The sequence below is a fragment of the Nakamurella lactea DSM 19367 genome (assembly GCF_000426645.1).
Taxonomy (GTDB): domain Bacteria; phylum Actinomycetota; class Actinomycetes; order Mycobacteriales; family Nakamurellaceae; genus Nakamurella; species Nakamurella lactea.
Map to the genome: position 1 here is coordinate 259,465 of NZ_KE384549.1, position 17,535 is coordinate 276,999.

Sequence of the window (17,535 nt, forward strand, 5' to 3'; positions counted from 1 at the left end):
CATCCTGTCACGGCGGTTCAGCGGGGACCGCTGCGAGTGCGGTGATCGTCAGCCCAGTCGAGTTGGTGGTCGAACACCCGTCGGTTGCTCGCGCTGTCGGCCGTCATCCGCAGGATGGTGGGCAGCGTGAGATCACGCAGGAACCTCCCGGCCGGCCCGGGCGCCTTGCTGTTGTTGATCCGCGCTGCCGCCTTGATGATCCGCTCCACCCTCGGCCGCCGGACCGACTCGAAGCCGGCGAAGGCAGCGGACACAGAATCGTTGTCCCGCAAGGAGAGCGCCAGCACCACCGCGTCCTCGATCGACAGCGACGCACCCTGACCGGAGGTGGGTGACGGCGCATGTGCCGCGTCTCCCACGACGATCATCCGGCCGCGGTGCCAGTGTGGCAGCTTCGGGACGGTGTGGATCGCCGTCATCGGGGCGAAGTCAGGGGTGGCCGAGATCAACTCGAGAGCGGGCCCGGCGTCGTCGCGGTAGATCTGCGTGAAGGTGCGGCGCCACTGCGCGCCGGGTACCGCCTCGACCTCGCCGCGTCCGGGTTCCGGGCGATGCGGAAGGTTGACGAACCACCAGTTCTCGCCGTCCGGCGCGGTCGCGTAGCCGAAGAATGCCCGCTTGCCGAAGATCATCTCGTAGTCGCCGCCGACCGTCGCCGTCCCGGTTGCCGGGGCGTAGCCGCCGGTGGTGATCAGCCCGGTGTATGCGGGTCGCGGCGCACCGGGATCGATCAGCGTGCGCACCGTCGAGTGCACCCCGTCGGCCCCGATGAGGATGTCCGCCTCGGCCGTGGAGCCGTCGTCGAAGACGGCGCAGACGCCCTCGGGCCCGTCGTCCGCCGCGACCAGTCGGCGACCGCCTTCGATGGTGATGCCGCGGTCGGCCGCCTGGGCATGGATCGCGCGGTAGAGATCGCTCCGGCGAATCGTCCGGCTGCCTGTGCTCCCCGGGCGAGTGCTTCCGGTAGGGGTGACTCCGAGGCGCTTTCCGGTGTGGGTCCGCAGGGTGATTCCCGGTGTGGCGAACCCGATCTCGAGGGCGGCGGCCTCGGCTCCAATGGCTCGAAGGGCATCGATGCCGTTGGTCGCCAGGGTCAGCATGACGCCGTTGTGCTGGGTGCCGGGCGGCCTCGCCTCGAACACCGTTGCCTCGATCCCCGCCTTGCGCAAGGCGATGGCGGTGACCGGGCCGGCGATTCCGCCGCCGATGACGATCGCGGTACGGGGTCTGCTCATGATCAGCTTTCTTCCTTGTCTGCCGTTTCGGCGGCCGGCTGGTCCGGTCGTCCGGAGTCCTGGTGGTACGACTGCCAGGAATCTGCCCAGCCGCCCGCCGGGTCGGCGATCCGAGCGATCAACCGGTGGATGAATGCCATCTCGGCGTCGAGCAGAGCAGCCCGGTAGTCGTCCTCGACGAGGAAGATCGGGTCCACTCCACCGTCCACTGTTGCCGCGATCAGTTCCCGGATCCCGGCCGCCAGTTCGGCCAGCTGGGCCAGTCGTGCCTGCAACAGCTCGGCGACCTCATCCGGTGGCAACACGACCACCAGCGACAGGGCCGCGGCGAACGCCGGATACTCGTGCCGCGGCTGGCCGAGCAGCTCGCGGAGCCAGTCGCGGGTCTCGGCCCGACCGGCATCGGTCAGCTCATAAACGGTGTGCTTCGGCAGATTGCCGCGCCGGCCGGTGCGGGTCGGCGCGATCAGGCCGGCCTCGGCGAGCTGTCGCACCACGCTGTACAACGCGCCGTAGCTGAGTTTGAAGGTGCTCGCCGCGTCGTTGTCGCGCAGTCGCCGCTGAAGCTCGTAGGCATGCATCGGCTGTTGGGTCAGGTACGCCAGCACGGCAAGTCCGAGCAGGTTGGTGACGGGTCGTGAGGGCATGTTCGTCAGACTAGTTCTGCGTGACTAGTCGCGCCAATCTATTACGTCGGCGACCCGTCAGGGAGCCGCGCTCCGGCCGGCGGGGAGCCGGCCGCCGTTCTAGTAGCCGTATCCGTAGCCACCGCCGCCGCCGCTGGTCGGCGCGTTGGTCTGCGCCGACGTCGAGGCCGCTGCCACGGTGGCCGCCCGCCAGGTGAAGTCGGTGCCGTCGAAGCTGTCGCGCTGCTGGTCGCCGCCGATCTGGCCGGCCCCGCGGTCCAGGGCGAACGTGTAGAGCGGCCGGTGATCCAGCGACACCTGGGCGGAACCATCCGGCCGCGGCAGCGTTTCCAGCCGTCCGGCCAGTTGATCGGGGCCGGTCGGGGCGGACCCGGCCGGGATCGTCAGCGGAACCCAGATAGCGATGCAGGACGCGCTGGTACAGCGCACCGTCCCGGTTTCCTGATCGCTGACGTACAGGGTCCGGCCGTCCGCGGCGGTCAGCACGCCGCTCCGGCCGGAAATGTCCTGCACCGACACGGTATTCGCGCCCGTCGCAGGGCTGGTCATGCTCGCCGCAGCGCTGGATCCGGCGGCCGCCGACGTGGACCCGTCGGACGGGCCGGCGCAGCCGGCGAGCGCGAGCAGGCCGATCGCGGCCAGGGCAACTGCGTGCCGGCGGGCCGCCGGCGGGATGCTGAGAATGCTGGTCATGCTGTTCCTCCAAGGGGATCGGTGATCGGTCAGCGGTCTGGTCCGGGCAGCTCGATCCGGACCAGCACGTCACCGGAGGCGCTGACCACCTCGAGCCCGGCGATCCGGTCGAATGCGATGGCGGTGGTGCCGCTCACGTCGGCGAACCCGCGCGGATCGGCCACCCAGGTCGCCGCGGTGTCGCGGGCGCCGTCGGCCGAGCTGGCCACCAGCGAGCACCATCCACCCGGGTACGCGCCGGCCAGCCGCAGCTGCAACGCGGTGCCCTCGCGGACGCCGGTCATCGTCACCGAGGCGCGGATGTGAGTGGACGGGTCCACCGCCCGGACCACCGCGGCCGCCGTCGGGTTCGGTCCGTCGATCACGGCCGAACCTCCGGCGATGACCAGCACGGCGAACAATGCGGCGGCCACCCGGAGCGGGGCGCCGACAATGGACCGTCCGGTTGCGGACCTGCGGGCCCGGCGGGTTACCCCGGACGGATCGGCTTCCGGGATGCGGTGAACGTCGAGCAGCTGTCGGGCGGTACTCGGTTCGACCAGTGCCAGCAGCGATATGGTCTCGGCCAGACCGTCCAGCTCCTGCAGGCAGATCGGGCATTCGGTCAGATGTCGTTCGACGGAACGGGTCTCGTCGGGCTCGAGGGCATCGAGCAGGTACGCCCCGAGATAGCTGTCCATGCTGCAGGTCATGGCGTCGTCACCCCGCGTTCGCTGAGCGCCGCGCGCAGAGCTCGCAGCGCGTAATGGATCCGGGATCGCACGGTGCCCGGCGGCAGGTCCCGATCGGTGGCGATCCGGGCAGCGGTCTGGCCACGGAAGTAGCAGTCGAACAGCACCCTGCGGTGCTCGGCGCTCAGCGACTGGAAGGCGTCGGCCAGCAGTACGTCGTCGAGCGCGGCGTCGATGTCGTCCGACGCCGGCGCCGCGGACAGTTCGGCGAAGGTTCCGGTCGGCCGGGCGCGTCGCACCCGCATCGCGTCGATCGCCAGGTGGCGGGCCGTGGTGAAGGCCCAAGGTCGCTGGGCAGCGGCGGGCAACTCGGCGGCCCTGGTCCAAGCGCGCAACATGGTCTCCTGCACGATGTCCTCGGCCAGCTGGCGGTCGCCGCCGACCAGCCGCAGGACATGCGCAGTCAGTGGGCCGGTCAGCTCGCGGTAGCGGCTGCCGAACGACTGTTCCTCGGCGTCCAGCCGGGTTTCGCTCACACCTCAACTACGAATCAGCGCGCGGTTTTACTCAACGTCGCGGGTGGGTGGCTGAGCGCGCTGTCGGACTCCTGCGCTGATCCGGCCGTTGGGCACCGCGCCGCTGTCCTCCGCCTATTTCCACAACACTTCATTGTGTAAAATCCAGGGGTGACGTATGCACTCCGGGGAACCGACCCGGCTGCGCAGCCCGACGGCCCTGCCGGCAGCCGCTGGAATTCGCTGCTGGTGCTGGTCGGCGCCGGTTGGGTGGTGCTCGGCGGGCTGGTCGCCGCCGTCACCGGGCCGTTGGATCTCGAGCACGGCAGCTGGACCGCTGCCTATCTCGTCCTGGTCTGCGGCATGGCCCAGAGTGCGTTCGGTGAGGTGCGCGCCCACCTGACGCTTCCGAGCGTCCGGTGGGCGCGCTGGGGCCAGCTGATCGGTTGGAATCTCGGCAATATCGCGGTGATCGCCGGAATCCTGATCGGTGTCCCCGTGCTGAGCGACCTCGGGGGAGTGCTGCTGCTGATGGCGCTGGTCGTCGAGTTCCGCAGCGCCGGCGGCAGCGGCCGCCCGCTGCTCGCCGGCCTGTATCGGGCGGTGCTGGCGACACTGATCGTCAGCATCCCGATCGGCCTGGTGCTAGGGCACATCGGTGCCGGCTGATCGGCACCAAGGCGATCGGTGCGCGGCGACCGAAACCCTTCTAGGCTGACGTGGTGGCCTTCGATGCCGAACTCGCCGACCGGATCCGTGACCTGCTGACCGGCACCATCGGCCTGACCGAGAAGAAGATGTTCGGCGGGCTCGCCTTTCTGATCGGCGGGCACATGGCCATCGCGGCGAACAGCAAGGGCGGGCTGCTGGTCAGGGTCGACCCGGCGGAGTCCGCAGAGATCGTCGCTCGGTCGAACGCCGAGGTCGCGGTGATGGGCGGTCGGCGGATGACGGGCTGGCTGCAGGTCCCGGGTGTGGACACGGTCGAGGAACTCGCTGACTGGGTCGAGCTGGGCACCGGGTACGCCGGGTCATTGCCGGCCAAGACCTGACCCTGCGGCGGTGCCCGACCGGATGTCGGCGCAATGCGGATGCCGGCCGTCGCCTCGGCCGCGGTTGCGCAACGATGTCGACCATGAAACACAACGGTGAGGACGCGGGTCGGCAACAACCGGACCGGCACCAGGACGAACCCCACGCGCCGAACCACAGCGACAGGCTGAACGCGCTCCGCGCCGGCGTGCTGGGCGCGAACGACGGTGTGGTGTCCACGGCGGGCGTGGTGATCGGGGTGGCCGCCGCCGGGGCACAGCGTGCAGAGATCTTCACCGCCGGACTCGCGGCCTTGGTGGCCGGCGCGGTGTCGATGGCCCTCGGCGAATACGTGTCGGTGTCCAGCCAGCGCGACAGCGAGCGGGCCATGCTGGCGAAGGAGAAGTGGGAGCTGGAGACCTTCCCGGACACCGAGCTGGCCGAGCTGACGGAGATCTACCAGGGCAAGGGCCTGTCCAGCTCGACCGCCCGGCTGGTCGCCGAGGAGCTGACCGCGCACGATGCTCTGGCCGCGCATGTCGACGCCGAACTGCGGCTGGACCCGGACGATCTGGTGAACCCGTGGACCGCGGCGCTGTCCAGTGCGGTGAGCTTCACCCTCGGCGCGATCGTGCCGCTGCTGGCGATCCTGCTGCCGCCGCCGTCCTGGCGGATCCCGGTGACGTTCGCGGTCGTCCTGCTCACCCTGGCCGGTGCGGGTGCGATCAGCGCGACGGTCGGCCGGTCCCACATTCGCCACGCCGTGCTGCGGATGCTGATCGGAGGAGCTGCCGGCCTGCTGTTCACCTTCGGCGTGGGAGCGCTGTTCGGCACCGCCGTCGGCTAACCCGCGGGTTCGGGTGGCGCCTACTGCGGCCGTGAGTCCGCCGTCATCCGTTGCAATCCAACGACTCTCAGCAGCTCCAGGGCCTCGGCGGCGGATGAACCCGGCTCGGCCGAGTAGACGATCACGGTTTGGTCGTCCGCCGGGACCTGTAGCGAGTCGCACTCCAGCACGATCGGCCCGATGGTCGGGTGGTCGATGGTCTTGGTGCGGCTGCGCCACGGCGTGACGGCACCGCTGTTCCACAGATCGCGGAAGGCCTGGCTGCCGCTGCGCAGCTCGCGCAACAGCCTGGCCAGACCCGGATCGTGCGGGTATCGGGCGGCGCTGGTCCGCAGGGTCCCCACCGAAGCCAGGAGCGCCTCCTGCCGCTGTTCGGCGTCCAGCACCACCCGACTGTCATCGCCGAGGAACTGTTGCCAGATGATGTTGCGCTCGCCGGCGGGCACCTCGGACCAGTCCTTGACCAGTGCCGCGGCCAGTGGATTCCAGGCGACGATGTCGCCCTTGGCACTGATCACCATCACCGGCAGGTCCGCCATCCGGTCCAGCAGGCGCTGCACGCTCGACCGGACCGTCAGACAGATCCGGCCGGGCAGCGGTGGGGCAGTGCCGGCCAGGTGGAACAACTCGTCCCGCTCGTCGTCGCTGAGCCGCAGCGCCCTGGCCAGCGCGCCGAGCACCGACGGGGAAGGCTGCGGTCCGCGGGCCTGCTCCAGCCGGACCACGTAGTCGGAGCTGACGCCGGCCAACTGCGCGACCTCCTCCCGGCGCAAGCCGGCCACCCGGCGGCGGCCGCCGGCGGGCAGCCCGACGTCAGCCGGGGAGAGTCGGCCGCGCGCCCGGCGCAGTACCTCGGCGAGTTCACGGCGATTCATGACTTCCAGTGTGGCCTGGAGTGGCCGCCGACGCTCACCTGTTGCCTGGGACCGGTGATCCCAGGATCGCGCCGGGCGCGGGATAGGCCGGCGCTGGTCAGCAGAGAACCGTGACTGCGGGGCCGGCGGCGAGCGGCTCGGGTAGCGGCACCGGCGGCAGCCGTCATTCCGGTTGCTCGAGAACCAGTTTCATCCCGAGGTGACTACCGACGAAACCCAGCCGCTGATAGAACCGGTGTGCGTCAACCCGTCGTTGGTCGGTGGTCAGCTGCACCAGGTTCGCACCCCGGCCCCGGCTGTACTCGATGGCCCACTGCATGAACGCGGTGCCCAGGCCCGAACCCCGGTGTGAGCCGGCGATCCGGACTGCCTCGACGATGGCCCGGCTGCTGCCGCGCCGGGACAGGCCGGGGACGATGGTCAACTGCATCGTCCCGCAGCTGACACCGGCCTGGTCGATCGCCACCACCAACAGCTGCTGATGATCGGCCGAGATCTCGGCGAACGCCTTGTGGTAGCGGGGATCTGCCGGGTCCGTCTCGCGCGACTTGCCGATCCCGTCGTCCAACAGCATCGCGACGATCGCCGGGATGTCGTCCTCGGTCGCGCGAACGACGGTGACGCCACCCGGCAGGGTGGCCAATACGTCGCGGGCGGTGGATGTCACGGGGCCTCCGGGGTGTCGGTGAGATCGGTGGTGTCCGGCGGGTTCTCGGCGCCGTCGCGCTCATCGCGCTCGGCCCACTCCAGCAGCGTCTGCAGCGAATACGGTGCGTCGTCGATGCCGGCGTGCAGATCGCCCAGTTCGGCGAACCTGGCCGGCACGGTCGCGATCGTGAAATCCCGCGGATCCACCGAATCCACCTCGTCCCAACGGATCGGCGTTGACACCCGGGCATCGGGGACGCCGCGCACGGAGTAGGCGGCCGCGATGGTGTGATCCCTGGCGTTCTGGTTGTAGTCGACGAACAAGTCAGCCGGATCCCGGTCCCGGCGCCACCAGGTGGTGGTCACGTCGTCGGGGGCGCGGCGTTCGAGCTCACGCGCGAAGGCCAGCGCTGCCCGGCGCACGTCGGTGAAGCCCCAGCGCTGTTCGATTCGCACGTAGATGTGCATTCCCTTGCCGCCACTGGTTTTCGGCCAGCCGACTGCGCCGAGCTCGTCGAGCAGTTCGCGGGCTACAGCGGCCACCGTGCGGACCCGGTCGAACGGGCACTCCGGTCCCGGATCCAGATCGATGCGCCACTCGTCCGGCTTCTCGACGTCGGGCCGGCGGGAGTTCCAGGGATGGAACTCGACGGTCGACATCTGCACCGCCCATAGCACGTCGGCCGCCTTGGTGACGCACAACTCGTCGGCGTCCCGGTTGTACCGCGGGAAATGCACCCGGACCGTCTCCAGCCAGGGCGGAGCGCCGCTGGGAACCCGCTTCTGGTGCACCTTGTCGCCGGCCAGCCCCTTCGGGAATCGGTGCAGCATGCATGGCCGCTCGCGCAGTGCGTTCACGATGCCCGGGGCCACCGCCAGGTAGTACTTCGCCAGATCCAGCTTGGTGGCGCCGGTCTCGGGGAAGTACACGCGGTCCGGCGAGCTCAGTCGCACGGTGTAGTCGCCGGCCTCGAGTTCGATCGCGTCCGCGCTCGCCATGATCGCCAACCTACCGTCAGCCCGGCGCTTCCGAAATCGCACACTCGGGTCACACCCGTCCCACCTCGTCGGCGTTCGCAAGCGGATGCGATGTTGATAAGCGCCACCGGGGGTCAGTCGGGCAGCATCGGGACGGTCAGGTCGGGGTCGCGGCCGAGCAGCACCGCACGGGTGACGGAGGTGCCGCCGAACTTGTCCCTGATGCTGTCCATCGCCACGTCCAGGGCCGCCGGTCGGTCGTCGAAGGGCAACTCGGGCTGGTCCGGCCGATCGAAGTTGGTGACGGCGATTCCGATCAGCGTGATGCCGCGTTCGGTGATCAGCGGTCGGGCGAGGCTCAGCAGTTCGCGGCAGGCACCGAGGATGGCCTCGGTGGAATCGGTTGTCCGCCACAACGTCCGGGAGCGGGTCGCTCTGGTGAAGTCGGCGAACCGCAGCCGCAGCACGACGGTCCGGCCGCTGCGGTGCGCCTTGCGCATCCGGCGGGTGACCCGGTCGGTGAGGGTGACCAGCGAGGCATCGAGGTCGGCCACTGTGTGCCGGCCGCGACCCAGTGCCCGCTGCGCACCGATGGAACGCCGCCGTCGCCCGACCTCGACCGGACGCGGATCCCGCAGTTGCGCCAGCGCCGACAGGTGCGCGCCGGCATGTGGGCCGAGCAATGAGACCAGTGCGGGCTCGTCGGTCCGGGCCACGTCGGCCACCGTGTACAGGCCGAGCGCGTGCAGTTTCGCGGTGGTCACCTTGCCGACGCCCCAGAGCGCCTCCACCGGCAGCGGGTGCAGGAACTCGCGTTCGCTTTCGGGCGGCACCAGCAGCAGCCCGTCCGGTTTCGCCACCCCGGAGGCCACCTTCGCCAGGAACTTCGTCCTGGCCACCCCGACGGTGATCGGCAGGTGCACCTCGTCGGCCACCCGGCGCCGCAGCCGCTCGGCGATGGCCAGCGGAGTCCCGGCCAGCCGACCGAGGCCACCGACGTCCAGGAATGCCTCGTCGATGGACAGGCCCTCCACCACAGGGGTGGTGTCCTCGAAGATCGCGAATACCTTCCGGCTGGCCTGCAGGTAGGCGTCGAACCGCGGCTGCACCACTATCGCGTCCGGGCACAACGCGCGCGCCTGCCGGCCGCCCATCGGGGTCCGGACACCGCGGGCCTTCGCCTCGTAGCTGGCAGCCACCACCACACCGCCGCCGACGATCACCGGACGGCCGCGCAACGATGGGTCGTCACGCTGCTCGACCGAGGCGTAGAACGCGTCAAGGTCAGCGTGCAGGATGGTCGCCGCAGGCCGAGGATTCAACACGAACATATGTTCGCACGGGTCTGACGGAACCGGCAAGGCCGCTGCGGACGCACCGGCCCCCGTCCTTTCGATCTGCGCGGAAAGCCGGAAAGTCCCGGCCGTTCCGGTTAGGCTCCACCGGTGACCTCCGAGCAGGGTCCCGAGGCCCGGTCCGGGGGGACGCTTCCACCCCAGCCGCCCGACCCGGGCGCTGCCACCGATCCGGGCATTGCTGGCGAGCTGGGTGCCGTCACCGAACCGCCGACCGTCACCGAACCGCCGACCGTCACCGAACCGCCGACCGTCACGGATCCGGCCACCGGACAGCCCTTATGGGCTGTAGCGCAGCGGGACCTGCGCACGGCGGTCCGGAACATCAAGGTCCGCGAGCTGGCCGGCGGGCAGTCCTACCGCCGCCGCGTCGCACTGATGCTGGCCGCGGTGGTGGGCGCTACCGGCGTGTTCGGCGGGCTCAGGACAGAGCCCGAACCCGGCCTGGTGCTCGCCGGCCCCGGCCAGCTGATCGAGGGCGCGCCGTGGAACGTCACCATCGATTCCGCGCGGGTGGTGCCCGCGGACTCGCTGGGCACCATCAGGCCGCTGAACAAGAACCGGCACTGGCTGGCCGTGGTTGCGATCGTCGACGTGACCGCGGACGACCCGCAGTTGCCGACCGGATTCGGCGACGGCAAACCCGGCCTGCTCACCATCGAGGGTGCGACCGGCATCGAGGCCGACCGGCCCGACCGGGTCGCCCTGACCCGGGACGGGGCCACCAACATGCACCTGCAGCCGGGGGTATCGGAGAAGGTGGCATTCCTGTGGGAGCAAGAGGATTCGGCGCCGACGCCGTCGGAGCTCCGGGTGACGGTCTACAACAGCGACCGGATCCGCGACTCCGGGGGCAATTGGGTGTGGCTGAACTGGGAACCGCACGCCGAGGTGACGGTTCCGGTGCAGGTCGGCGTCGCCAAGGCCGCCGCCAGCACGGGGAGCGGTGATGGCTGATCGGCGGTCGTGGCTGCGCCGGTGGTCCCGCCGGATCGCCGCGCTCACCCTGATGCTGGTGGCGTTGGGCCTCGCCTCTTGGATGAGCACCTCCCAGGGCGGCACCGACGCCTTCCACCGGTTGGCTCCGGAACTGCGTAACGGACCGTTCGAGGTCTCCGGCGCCATCGGTGAGCCGGTGCGGGTCCGGCAGTTCCAGCTGACGGTCGAGCGGGTCGACGGATCGAGCAAGGTCACCGTCAGCTCGCCGCTGGCGAAGACGACGACCGGATCCGGTGCGGTGTTCATCGTGGTGACGGCGGTGCTGCAGGCGCGTTCGGAGACGACGGCGATCTCGCGATACGTGTTGCGCGACAGCGCCGGCCGGCAGTTCTCCGCCACCGACCGGTGGAACCAGGAGTGCGTCGGCACGAAGGTGGAACCGCGGATCCCGACCAGGGTGCAGCCGGTGTTCGAGGTACCGCCGGATGCGTCCGGCCTGCAGTTGCTGGTGTCCGCGGCGGTCGACGAGCGACTCGACTCGCAGGCCGTGGTACCGCTGGGGCCGGCCGCCGACGAGTTGTCCCGATGGGCCGAGCGCACCGAGCCGGTGCTCGTCGCCCGACCCGAAAGTCTGCCCGTGACACCGGGCATCGGCGGATGACGTCGCGACGAGGGTGGTGGCGGCGCAACGCGGTAGCGCTGGCCGCCCTGCTGCCGGTGGTCGCCGCGGCCGTCTGGGTGAGTAGTGCCGATGCTCGCGATCGATACCTCGATCATGCCAATCACCAGCAGGTCGGACCGGGCGCCGACGGGTGGATCGTACTGGGCGACAGCAGCTTCCGCCTCGACGAGCTCGCGCCCCTCGACGCTGCGGACCTCACCGCCATCGCTGGTCCCGGGACAGCGCTGCCGGCGGGCACCATGGCGTGGCAACTGACCGGCACACTCCGGACGTCAACCCAGACGCCCACCCTGTGTGGGTTGTCGGTGCAGGCCTCGGACGGGCGTCGATATTCGGCCGGGCCGCGAGACCTGGGCGACGGCTATCTCAACGATTGTCTGCGGATCGACCTGCCGCCGGCGCCGGCGGATCCCGCCGCGACGGCGCCGACGGCATCCTCGGAGCCGAGCGCACCCGCCGACCTGCCAGGCACCGCGCTGTTCCTGATCCCCGCGGATGCCACGCCGCAGCAACTGCGGATCGCGGACCGGTATCAGGCCCCGACGCTCGGGCTAGCCGACGTCGGTCGCTGACCGTCATCGCTGACCGTCATCGGTGGCCTCGGTGGCCTCGGTGGCCTCGGTGGCCTCGGTGGCCTCGGTGGCCTCGGTGGCCTCGGTGGCCTCGGTGGCCTCGGTGGCCTCGGTGGCCCCCCGGCGGCGGCCAGCGCCCTGGCGCGGACGGCGCGATCGACCCCGGCGGCCACCACACACAGCAGCACCATGGTGGTGATCGTGTCGTTGAGCAGTTGTAGCGGGCGGTCGATGGACATCCAGACCAGCCCGAGATCCTGCGGACCGATCAGCGCACGCTCGGCCAGCCAGAGCCCGCCGGTCAGGTACTGGGCAGCCTGGAACATCAGGCTGAACAGCACCATGGCGACGATGCCGGAGCTGCGCATCAGGCCGAAGCCCTTTGCCAGCTGGCCGAACCGGCTGCTCAGCCCGCTGCCGAAGTCGCCGGCTGCCCGTTGCACCCTGGCGTCGAGTCGATCCCAGCGGGTCCGGGCCCGTTGCGTCCAGCGCGGTCGGTAGATCTGGGCGCCGGCGTCGATCAACTGTCCGTAGACCACCGCGCCGACGGTGAGCCAGGACAGCGGCACCACCAGCAAGGCGGTGGCGCCGCCCAGAATCGTCGACACCTGGGCGCCGATCCACTGGGCCACCGGCAACAACGGCCCGAGATGATCAAGGAGGCTGTGCCACCAGGTCTGCCACCAGACGACGAACTCACGCCCGCCGACCCATCCGGTGAACGCGGTACGGAAGCTCGTGATCTGCGGAGTCGCACTGATCAGCCAGAGCGACTCGGCGTAGGCCGCGAGCAGACCGAGCCAGCCCCAGTGCAGATTCTTGATCACCCATGGCATCACGGTGCGGAGCAGGAAGGCACCGCCGATCAGCACCCAGACCCAGGCTCCCGCTCCCCACAGCAGCCGCCGGCCGAGCTCACCGTCATCGACGACGCCGCCGGAGAAACCGGCGATGGCGGCGTTGGTGTTCACCTGGTCGAGGACCCCGTTGGAGTAGGCGAGGTAGTCCGACCGCAATTGCCCGCTGGTCGCGTAGACCAGCAGGAACGGGATCAGCAGGCCACCGATCTCGTTGAGCGCGGTGTTCACCCGCACCGCAATGGCCCGACGGCCGCGGGGCAGCTCGCCACTGAGGCTGACCGCGGTGGCCGGCGCGACCGCCGGCAGCGAGATCCGGACGATCCGCAGGATCACCACGTACGAAGTGAGGACGCACAGCGGTGCGAGTACCAGCACCAGTTGCCCGAGCAGGCCGGACAGCGACGAGGCGGTGACCGCCAGATCGATGGTCAGACTGCGCAGCACCAGCCCGGCCAAGGCGGTGACGAACAAGGCGGGGAAGTGCCGGCCGAGCAGCCGCAGCGTCTGCCAGGGCACCGAGATCGCGTCGCCGAGAATGCTGCGCCAGGGTCGAGGGTCGTGACCGAAGTCCGCCGGACGATGCGTCTCGGGTGTGTCCGACCCGGCCGGGGGTTCCGGCTCGACGGGCGGCGCTGGGGACGGCACGGGGCGACTGTAGCGGGTCGCCGACGCACCGCGGGCAGGTTCGGGTGACTTGCCGCCGTGGTGCTCAGCCGGCGAGTGCGGTGCCCGGCTGCACGGTGCCGATGCCGTGGGCGGCGCCGACCGCGGCGTTGGTCAGCTTGCCGCCAACCGTGTGCAACCCGGCCTGCAGCGCCGGATCCGCGGCCAACGCATCGCGCCAGCCGGCGGCGGCCAGCGCCTCGACGTAGGGCAGGGTGGCGTTCGTCAGCCCGAAGGTCGAGGATCGCGGAACGGCGCCCGGCATGTTCGCCACGCAGTAGAACACCGAGCCGTGAACCGTAAAGGTCGGGTCGGCGTGCGTCGTCGGCCTGGTGTCCTGGAAACAACCGCCCTGGTCGACGGCGATGTCGACCAGCACCGAACCCGGCCGCATCTGCGACACCAACTCGTTGCTCACCAGCTTCGGCGCCTTCGCGCCGGGTACCAGCACGGCGCCGATCACCAGATCGGCATGTCGCACCTGCTCGGCGATCGAGAAGGCTGACGATGCAATGGTTTTCACTGCTCCGGCGAACTGTGCGTCGACCTGACGCAGGACCGGCAACGACAGATCCAGCACCGTCACCTCGGCGTGCAGCCCGAGGGCGATCTCGGCCGCGTGCCGACCGGATACCCCACCGCCCAAGATCACCACCCGGCCGTTGGCGACCCCCGGCACTCCGCCCAGCAGTACCCCGCGGCCGCCCTCGTTGCGCATCAGGTGGTAGGCGCCGACCTGCGGTGCGAGCCGGCCGGCGATCTCGCTCATCGGCGCCAGCAACGGCAGCGAGCGATCCGCCTGCTGGACGGTCTCGTAGGCGATCGCGGTGGTTCCGGCCTCGAGCAGCCGGTCGGTGAGCGGTCGGTCGGCAGCCAGGTGCAGATAGGTGAAGAGCACCAGGCCTTCACGGAGCCGGTGGTACTCGGCGGCGATCGGCTCCTTGACCTTGACCACCAGGTCCGCATCCGCCCACAGCCGGTCCGGATCGTCGAGGAGTTCGGCGCCGGCTGCGACGTATTCGGCATCGGAGATCGAGGATCCCTCGCCGGCCCCGTTCTGCACGGTGACGGTATGCCCGGAGCCGACCAGCTGGTGCACCCCGGCCGGGGTGATGGCGACGCGATACTCGTGGTTCTTGACTTCACTGGGGACACCGATGCGCATCGGATCAGTATGAAGTTTGCGTCTGTGTGGGTACAGATTCCTGAACAAAATTGGATAGATTCGCTGCATGACAGGCAGAGATTCAGTCTCGGTGCCCGCGCCAGCCGCCCGTCCGCAGAATGTTCGGTCGCCCGGTCCGCCGACGGCACCCGATCCGATCGACCAGGCGATCCTGGCCGAACTGGCCGCTGACGGGCGGCGGCCGAACAACGCGATCGCTGAGAAGGTCGGCATCGCACCGTCGACCTGCCTGGCCAGAATCCGGGCGCTGCGGGAGTCCGGCGTCATCCGCGGAGTGCATGCCGATGTCGACCCGGCGGCGGTGGGACGGCCGTTGCAGGCGATGATCGCGGTCCGGGTCCAGGCGGGCTCGCGGGATCATCTGGTGGACTTCGCCGACCGGATCCGGACTCGTCCGGAGGTTCGCAGTGTGTTCTTCCTGGCCGGTGCCGATGACTTCCTGGTGCACGTGGCCGTTGCCGACGCTGGTGCGCTGCGCGACTTCGTGGTCGAGCAGCTGTCCGGCCACGGCGAGGTCGCGCTGACCGAGACCAACCTGATCTTCGAGCACCTGCGAGGCGCGGGCCTGCCCGACTGACGGTCGGGCCGGGGAGGAACCCTCCGAGGCGGCGGGTTGGGTGACGGGCTGACGGCCGGGCCGGGGCTTCGGCGTCAGCCGCCGATGACGGACCCGGCCGGCACCGTTGCCGGCGACCCGTCGTCGGCCAGGACCGCCTCACCGACCACGGTGACGTCGCCGGCGAACGTCCAGTCGCCCTGTACCCGAAGGGAGGTGGCCGAGACCAGCGACGGCGGCCCGGCCGGGAACCGGCGGTCGAAGTCGTCGATCAGCTTGTAGAAGCGGTCGTCGAGAGCGATCCGGGGTGCCGGGTCGACCTGGGGGAGCAGCCGGTGGTCGTCGTCAAGTGCGTAGGCATCCGAGCGCACCAGCAGCAGGTCGTTGGTGGTCTTCACCGGCAGGAACCGGGTCCGTTCGACCTCGATCGCCCTCGCCCCGTCGAACACCTCGATCGCCGCGCCCATCGCCGACTCGATCTGGATCACCTCGGTGGAGGCCGGATCGGTCGGGTCGACGGTCTTGGTGTTCCGGATCAGCGGCAGGCCGAGCACACCGTGCCGCTCGCGCAGCACCGCGTCCAGGGCCCGCAGGTCGAACCACAGGTTGTTGGTGTGGAAGTACCGATGCCGGTCGATGTCGGCCGCCGCCGCGGCGTCCTCCGGCGGCGTCTGGGCGGTCTCCCGCAGTACCAGGGCGCCGTCGGATTTGCGCACCACCAGGTAGCCGCCCTTCACGTCCGCGGCCGTCCGCCGGCAGACCTCGGCCGCGTACGGCGCTCCGCTGCCGGCGAACCAGCCGGCCATCCGGGCGTCCGGAGCCGCCCCGAGATTGTCCGAGTTCGAGACGCTCGCGTAACGAAAACCGTTGTCCAGCAGCGATTGCAGCACTCCGGAGGTCTGCAGTGCCGTGTACAGGTCGCCATGCCCCGGCGGGCACCACTGCAGGCTCGGGTCGGCCGGCCAGCTGACCGGCGTCAGATCGTCCGCCCGCAACTTGGGCTCGCGGTTCTGCAGGAAGTCCAGCGGCAGACCGTCCACCGCCAGATCACCGAATGGGGCCAGGGCGGCCAGGGTATCCTCCCGGGTGCTGAAGCTGTTCATCAGGATCAGCGGCAGGCGCGCGGAGAACCGCGCCCGCAGGCCCAGCACCTGCCGGACGATGATCTCCAGGAAACTGGCGTCGCCGCGGACCGGCAGCAACGACTTCGCCTGGTGCATGCCCATCGAGGTGCCGAGCCCGCCGTTCAGCTTGATGATCGCCGTGACGTCCAGCGCCGCGGCCATCTCCTGCTCCGAGACGTCCTGGTCGGCGACCCGGGGCACCTCGACCAGCGGCTCGATGTCGGCCTCGGCGAGCATCCCGGTATCGCCGGATTCCAGTCGCCGGTAGAAGTCCTGGAAGACCGCGATCGCCGCCTCCGGCACGTCACCGTCCCGCATGACGGATGCGGCGCGCGCCAAGCCATCTGCACTCATGAACAGCGAATCTATCGTCAGCCGCAGGCCAGCGCGATCAGCCGGTCCGCCTTCAGTTCGGTTTCGGCCCATTCGGCCTCGGCGTCCGACGCCCAGGTGATGCCGGCCCCGGTGCCGAAATGGATGCGCTCGCCATCTCCGGTGAAGGTGCGGATGCCGACCGCCAGCCGGGCCGTCCGCCGATCGGCGTCGACATAGCCGAAGGCACCGCAATAGACCCCCCTGGGTGTTGGCTCGAGCTCCGAGATCACTTGCAGGGCACGGATCTTCGGTGCCCCGCTGACCGACCCCGGCGGGAACGTCGCGGCGAACACCTCGCCCCAGCCGGTGCCGGGACGCAGGTCGGCCCGCACGGTGGAGACCAGATGCGCCAGACCCGGGTGCTGCTGGGTGGCCAGCAGCTCGGTCACCACCACCGATCCGGGCAGAGCGATCCGGCCCAGGTCGTTGCGGACCAGGTCGGTGATCATGATGTTCTCGGCAGAATCCTTGTGGGCAAAGGTGTCCGGCGTCGGCGCGGTGCCCTTGATCGGCGAGGAGAACACCCGGTCCCCGTCACGGCGCAGGAACAGCTCGGGTGAGGCGCTGACGATCCAGTCGTCGCCGGCGTCCAGCATCCCGGCGTACGGGGCCGGGTTGCCGGTCCGAAGGATGGCTGCCAACCCGGCGGGGTCGGCGGGTCCCGGCAGCGGCGCCGACAGCATCCGGCAGAGGTTCACCTGATAGACGCTGCCGGCCGCGATGTGCTCGCGGATCCTGTCGACCCCCGCCAGATACGCGGCCCGATCCAGCGAGCTGGACCAGCTGGTGGCATCCGGACCCGCCCACGGCGTCGGCGGCAGGGTGCGGACGGCGTCGGTGACGGTGCCGAACCGGTAGCCGGTGATCCGCCCCTCGAAGGTGCCGGCGACCGCCCACCAACCGCCGGTGTCCAGCCGGCCGGGATCGGCGACCAGGTCGACGATCTCGAGCAGATCCGTTGCCAGCCACCGCCCGAACCTGGCTGACGGAATTCGCGGCTGACCTGGCATGGCCTGAGTATCTATCGGTTCGATCCGCCTAGACTCGGCTGGGCCCGTCAGGGAGTGCGGGGAGCGCCGAAC

The 17,535-nt window shown here is 70.2% G+C and carries 20 protein-coding genes; 7 read left to right on the top strand and 13 right to left on the bottom strand.

Annotated features, from left to right (window positions below):
• Positions 1-17: 17 nt before the first annotated feature.
• The 5 genes from K340_RS0122055 to K340_RS0122075 form a co-directional block, all read right to left on the bottom strand.
• Entirely contained in the window at positions 18-1,235 is a 1,218-nt protein-coding gene (locus K340_RS0122055; protein WP_037366141.1) for an FAD-dependent monooxygenase, read from the bottom strand.
• Positions 1,236-1,237: 2 nt separating this feature from the next.
• Complete coding sequence (locus K340_RS32405; protein ID WP_051267208.1) at positions 1,238-1,882, bottom strand: PadR family transcriptional regulator; 645 nt, start codon at positions 1,880-1,882, stop codon at positions 1,238-1,240.
• A 99-nt stretch (positions 1,883-1,981) separates the two neighbouring features.
• Positions 1,982-2,575 carry a COG4315 family predicted lipoprotein gene (locus K340_RS32410; RefSeq protein WP_051267210.1) on the bottom strand — a complete coding sequence of 198 codons (594 nt, stop codon included), beginning with the start codon at positions 2,573-2,575 and terminating at the stop codon, positions 1,982-1,984.
• A 29-nt stretch (positions 2,576-2,604) separates the two neighbouring features.
• On the bottom strand, positions 2,605-3,267 hold the full coding sequence (locus K340_RS0122070; RefSeq protein ID WP_029138282.1) for an anti-sigma factor family protein: 663 nt from the start codon (positions 3,265-3,267) through the stop codon (positions 2,605-2,607).
• A complete protein-coding gene (locus K340_RS0122075) occupies positions 3,264-3,782 on the bottom strand; it encodes a sigma-70 family RNA polymerase sigma factor (protein WP_029138283.1) in 519 nt (172 codons plus the stop codon). Before K340_RS0122075 ends, K340_RS0122070 begins: the two co-directional genes overlap by 4 nt.
• 150 nt (positions 3,783-3,932) lie before the next feature.
• On the opposite strand from K340_RS0122075, the gene K340_RS0122080 reads away from it, so the two are divergent.
• From K340_RS0122080 to K340_RS0122090, 3 genes are all read left to right on the top strand, one after another.
• The gene (locus K340_RS0122080) at positions 3,933-4,430 is read left to right on the top strand and encodes a hypothetical protein (RefSeq protein ID WP_029138284.1); all 498 of its coding nucleotides are present in this window, start codon (positions 3,933-3,935) and stop codon (positions 4,428-4,430) included.
• A gap of 53 nt (positions 4,431-4,483) precedes the next feature.
• Entirely contained in the window at positions 4,484-4,813 is a 330-nt protein-coding gene (locus K340_RS0122085) for a TfoX/Sxy family protein (RefSeq protein WP_029138285.1), read from the top strand.
• 74 nt (positions 4,814-4,887) lie between these two features.
• Entirely contained in the window at positions 4,888-5,640 is a 753-nt protein-coding gene (locus K340_RS0122090) for a VIT1/CCC1 transporter family protein (RefSeq protein WP_037366144.1), read from the top strand.
• A 20-nt stretch (positions 5,641-5,660) separates the two neighbouring features.
• On the opposite strand, the gene K340_RS0122095 is transcribed toward K340_RS0122090, so the two are convergent.
• The 4 genes from K340_RS0122095 to dinB form a co-directional block, all read right to left on the bottom strand.
• Positions 5,661-6,515, bottom strand: coding sequence for a helix-turn-helix transcriptional regulator (locus K340_RS0122095; RefSeq protein ID WP_029138287.1), 855 nt, complete (start codon positions 6,513-6,515; stop codon positions 5,661-5,663).
• A gap of 163 nt (positions 6,516-6,678) precedes the next feature.
• Entirely contained in the window at positions 6,679-7,182 is a 504-nt protein-coding gene (locus K340_RS0122100; RefSeq protein WP_211229584.1) for a GNAT family N-acetyltransferase, read from the bottom strand.
• Entirely contained in the window at positions 7,179-8,162 is a 984-nt protein-coding gene (gene ligD, locus K340_RS0122105) for a non-homologous end-joining DNA ligase (protein ID WP_029138289.1), read from the bottom strand. Before ligD ends, K340_RS0122100 begins: the two co-directional genes overlap by 4 nt.
• Before the next feature lie 113 nt (positions 8,163-8,275).
• On the bottom strand, positions 8,276-9,472 hold the full coding sequence (gene dinB, locus K340_RS0122110; protein ID WP_029138290.1) for a DNA polymerase IV: 1,197 nt from the start codon (positions 9,470-9,472) through the stop codon (positions 8,276-8,278).
• 114 nt (positions 9,473-9,586) lie between these two features.
• Between dinB and K340_RS0122115 the strand changes: the two genes are divergently transcribed.
• The 3 genes from K340_RS0122115 to K340_RS0122125 are packed head-to-tail and all read left to right on the top strand — an operon-like array spanning position 9,587 to position 11,689.
• The gene (locus K340_RS0122115) at positions 9,587-10,453 is read left to right on the top strand and encodes a hypothetical protein (RefSeq protein WP_029138291.1); all 867 of its coding nucleotides are present in this window, start codon (positions 9,587-9,589) and stop codon (positions 10,451-10,453) included.
• On the top strand, positions 10,446-11,096 hold the full coding sequence (locus K340_RS0122120; protein ID WP_029138292.1) for a DUF4352 domain-containing protein: 651 nt from the start codon (positions 10,446-10,448) through the stop codon (positions 11,094-11,096). Before K340_RS0122115 ends, K340_RS0122120 begins: the two co-directional genes overlap by 8 nt.
• Entirely contained in the window at positions 11,093-11,689 is a 597-nt protein-coding gene (locus tag K340_RS0122125) for a hypothetical protein (RefSeq protein ID WP_029138293.1), read from the top strand. Before K340_RS0122120 ends, K340_RS0122125 begins: the two co-directional genes overlap by 4 nt.
• On the opposite strand, the gene K340_RS36455 is transcribed toward K340_RS0122125, so the two are convergent.
• Together K340_RS36455 and ald are read right to left on the bottom strand one after the other, a co-directional pair.
• A complete protein-coding gene (locus K340_RS36455) occupies positions 11,650-13,194 on the bottom strand; it encodes a hypothetical protein (protein ID WP_029138294.1) in 1,545 nt (514 codons plus the stop codon). The genes K340_RS0122125 and K340_RS36455 overlap by 40 nt on opposite strands.
• Positions 13,195-13,258: 64 nt before the next feature.
• A complete protein-coding gene (ald, locus tag K340_RS0122135) occupies positions 13,259-14,377 on the bottom strand; it encodes an alanine dehydrogenase (RefSeq protein ID WP_029138295.1) in 1,119 nt (372 codons plus the stop codon).
• Positions 14,378-14,444: 67 nt separating this feature from the next.
• On the opposite strand from ald, the gene K340_RS0122140 reads away from it, so the two are divergent.
• The gene (locus K340_RS0122140) at positions 14,445-14,975 is read left to right on the top strand and encodes an Lrp/AsnC family transcriptional regulator (RefSeq protein WP_029138296.1); all 531 of its coding nucleotides are present in this window, start codon (positions 14,445-14,447) and stop codon (positions 14,973-14,975) included.
• Between the two features lie 74 nt (positions 14,976-15,049).
• On the opposite strand, the gene K340_RS0122145 is transcribed toward K340_RS0122140, so the two are convergent.
• Complete coding sequence (locus K340_RS0122145; RefSeq protein ID WP_029138297.1) at positions 15,050-16,432, bottom strand: UTP--glucose-1-phosphate uridylyltransferase; 1,383 nt, start codon at positions 16,430-16,432, stop codon at positions 15,050-15,052.
• Positions 16,433-16,449: 17 nt separating this feature from the next.
• Positions 16,450-17,463 (bottom strand): chorismate-binding protein, encoded by a 1,014-nt coding sequence (locus K340_RS0122150; protein WP_029138298.1) that lies wholly within the window; start codon positions 17,461-17,463, stop codon positions 16,450-16,452.
• Positions 17,464-17,535: the final 72 nt, after the last annotated feature.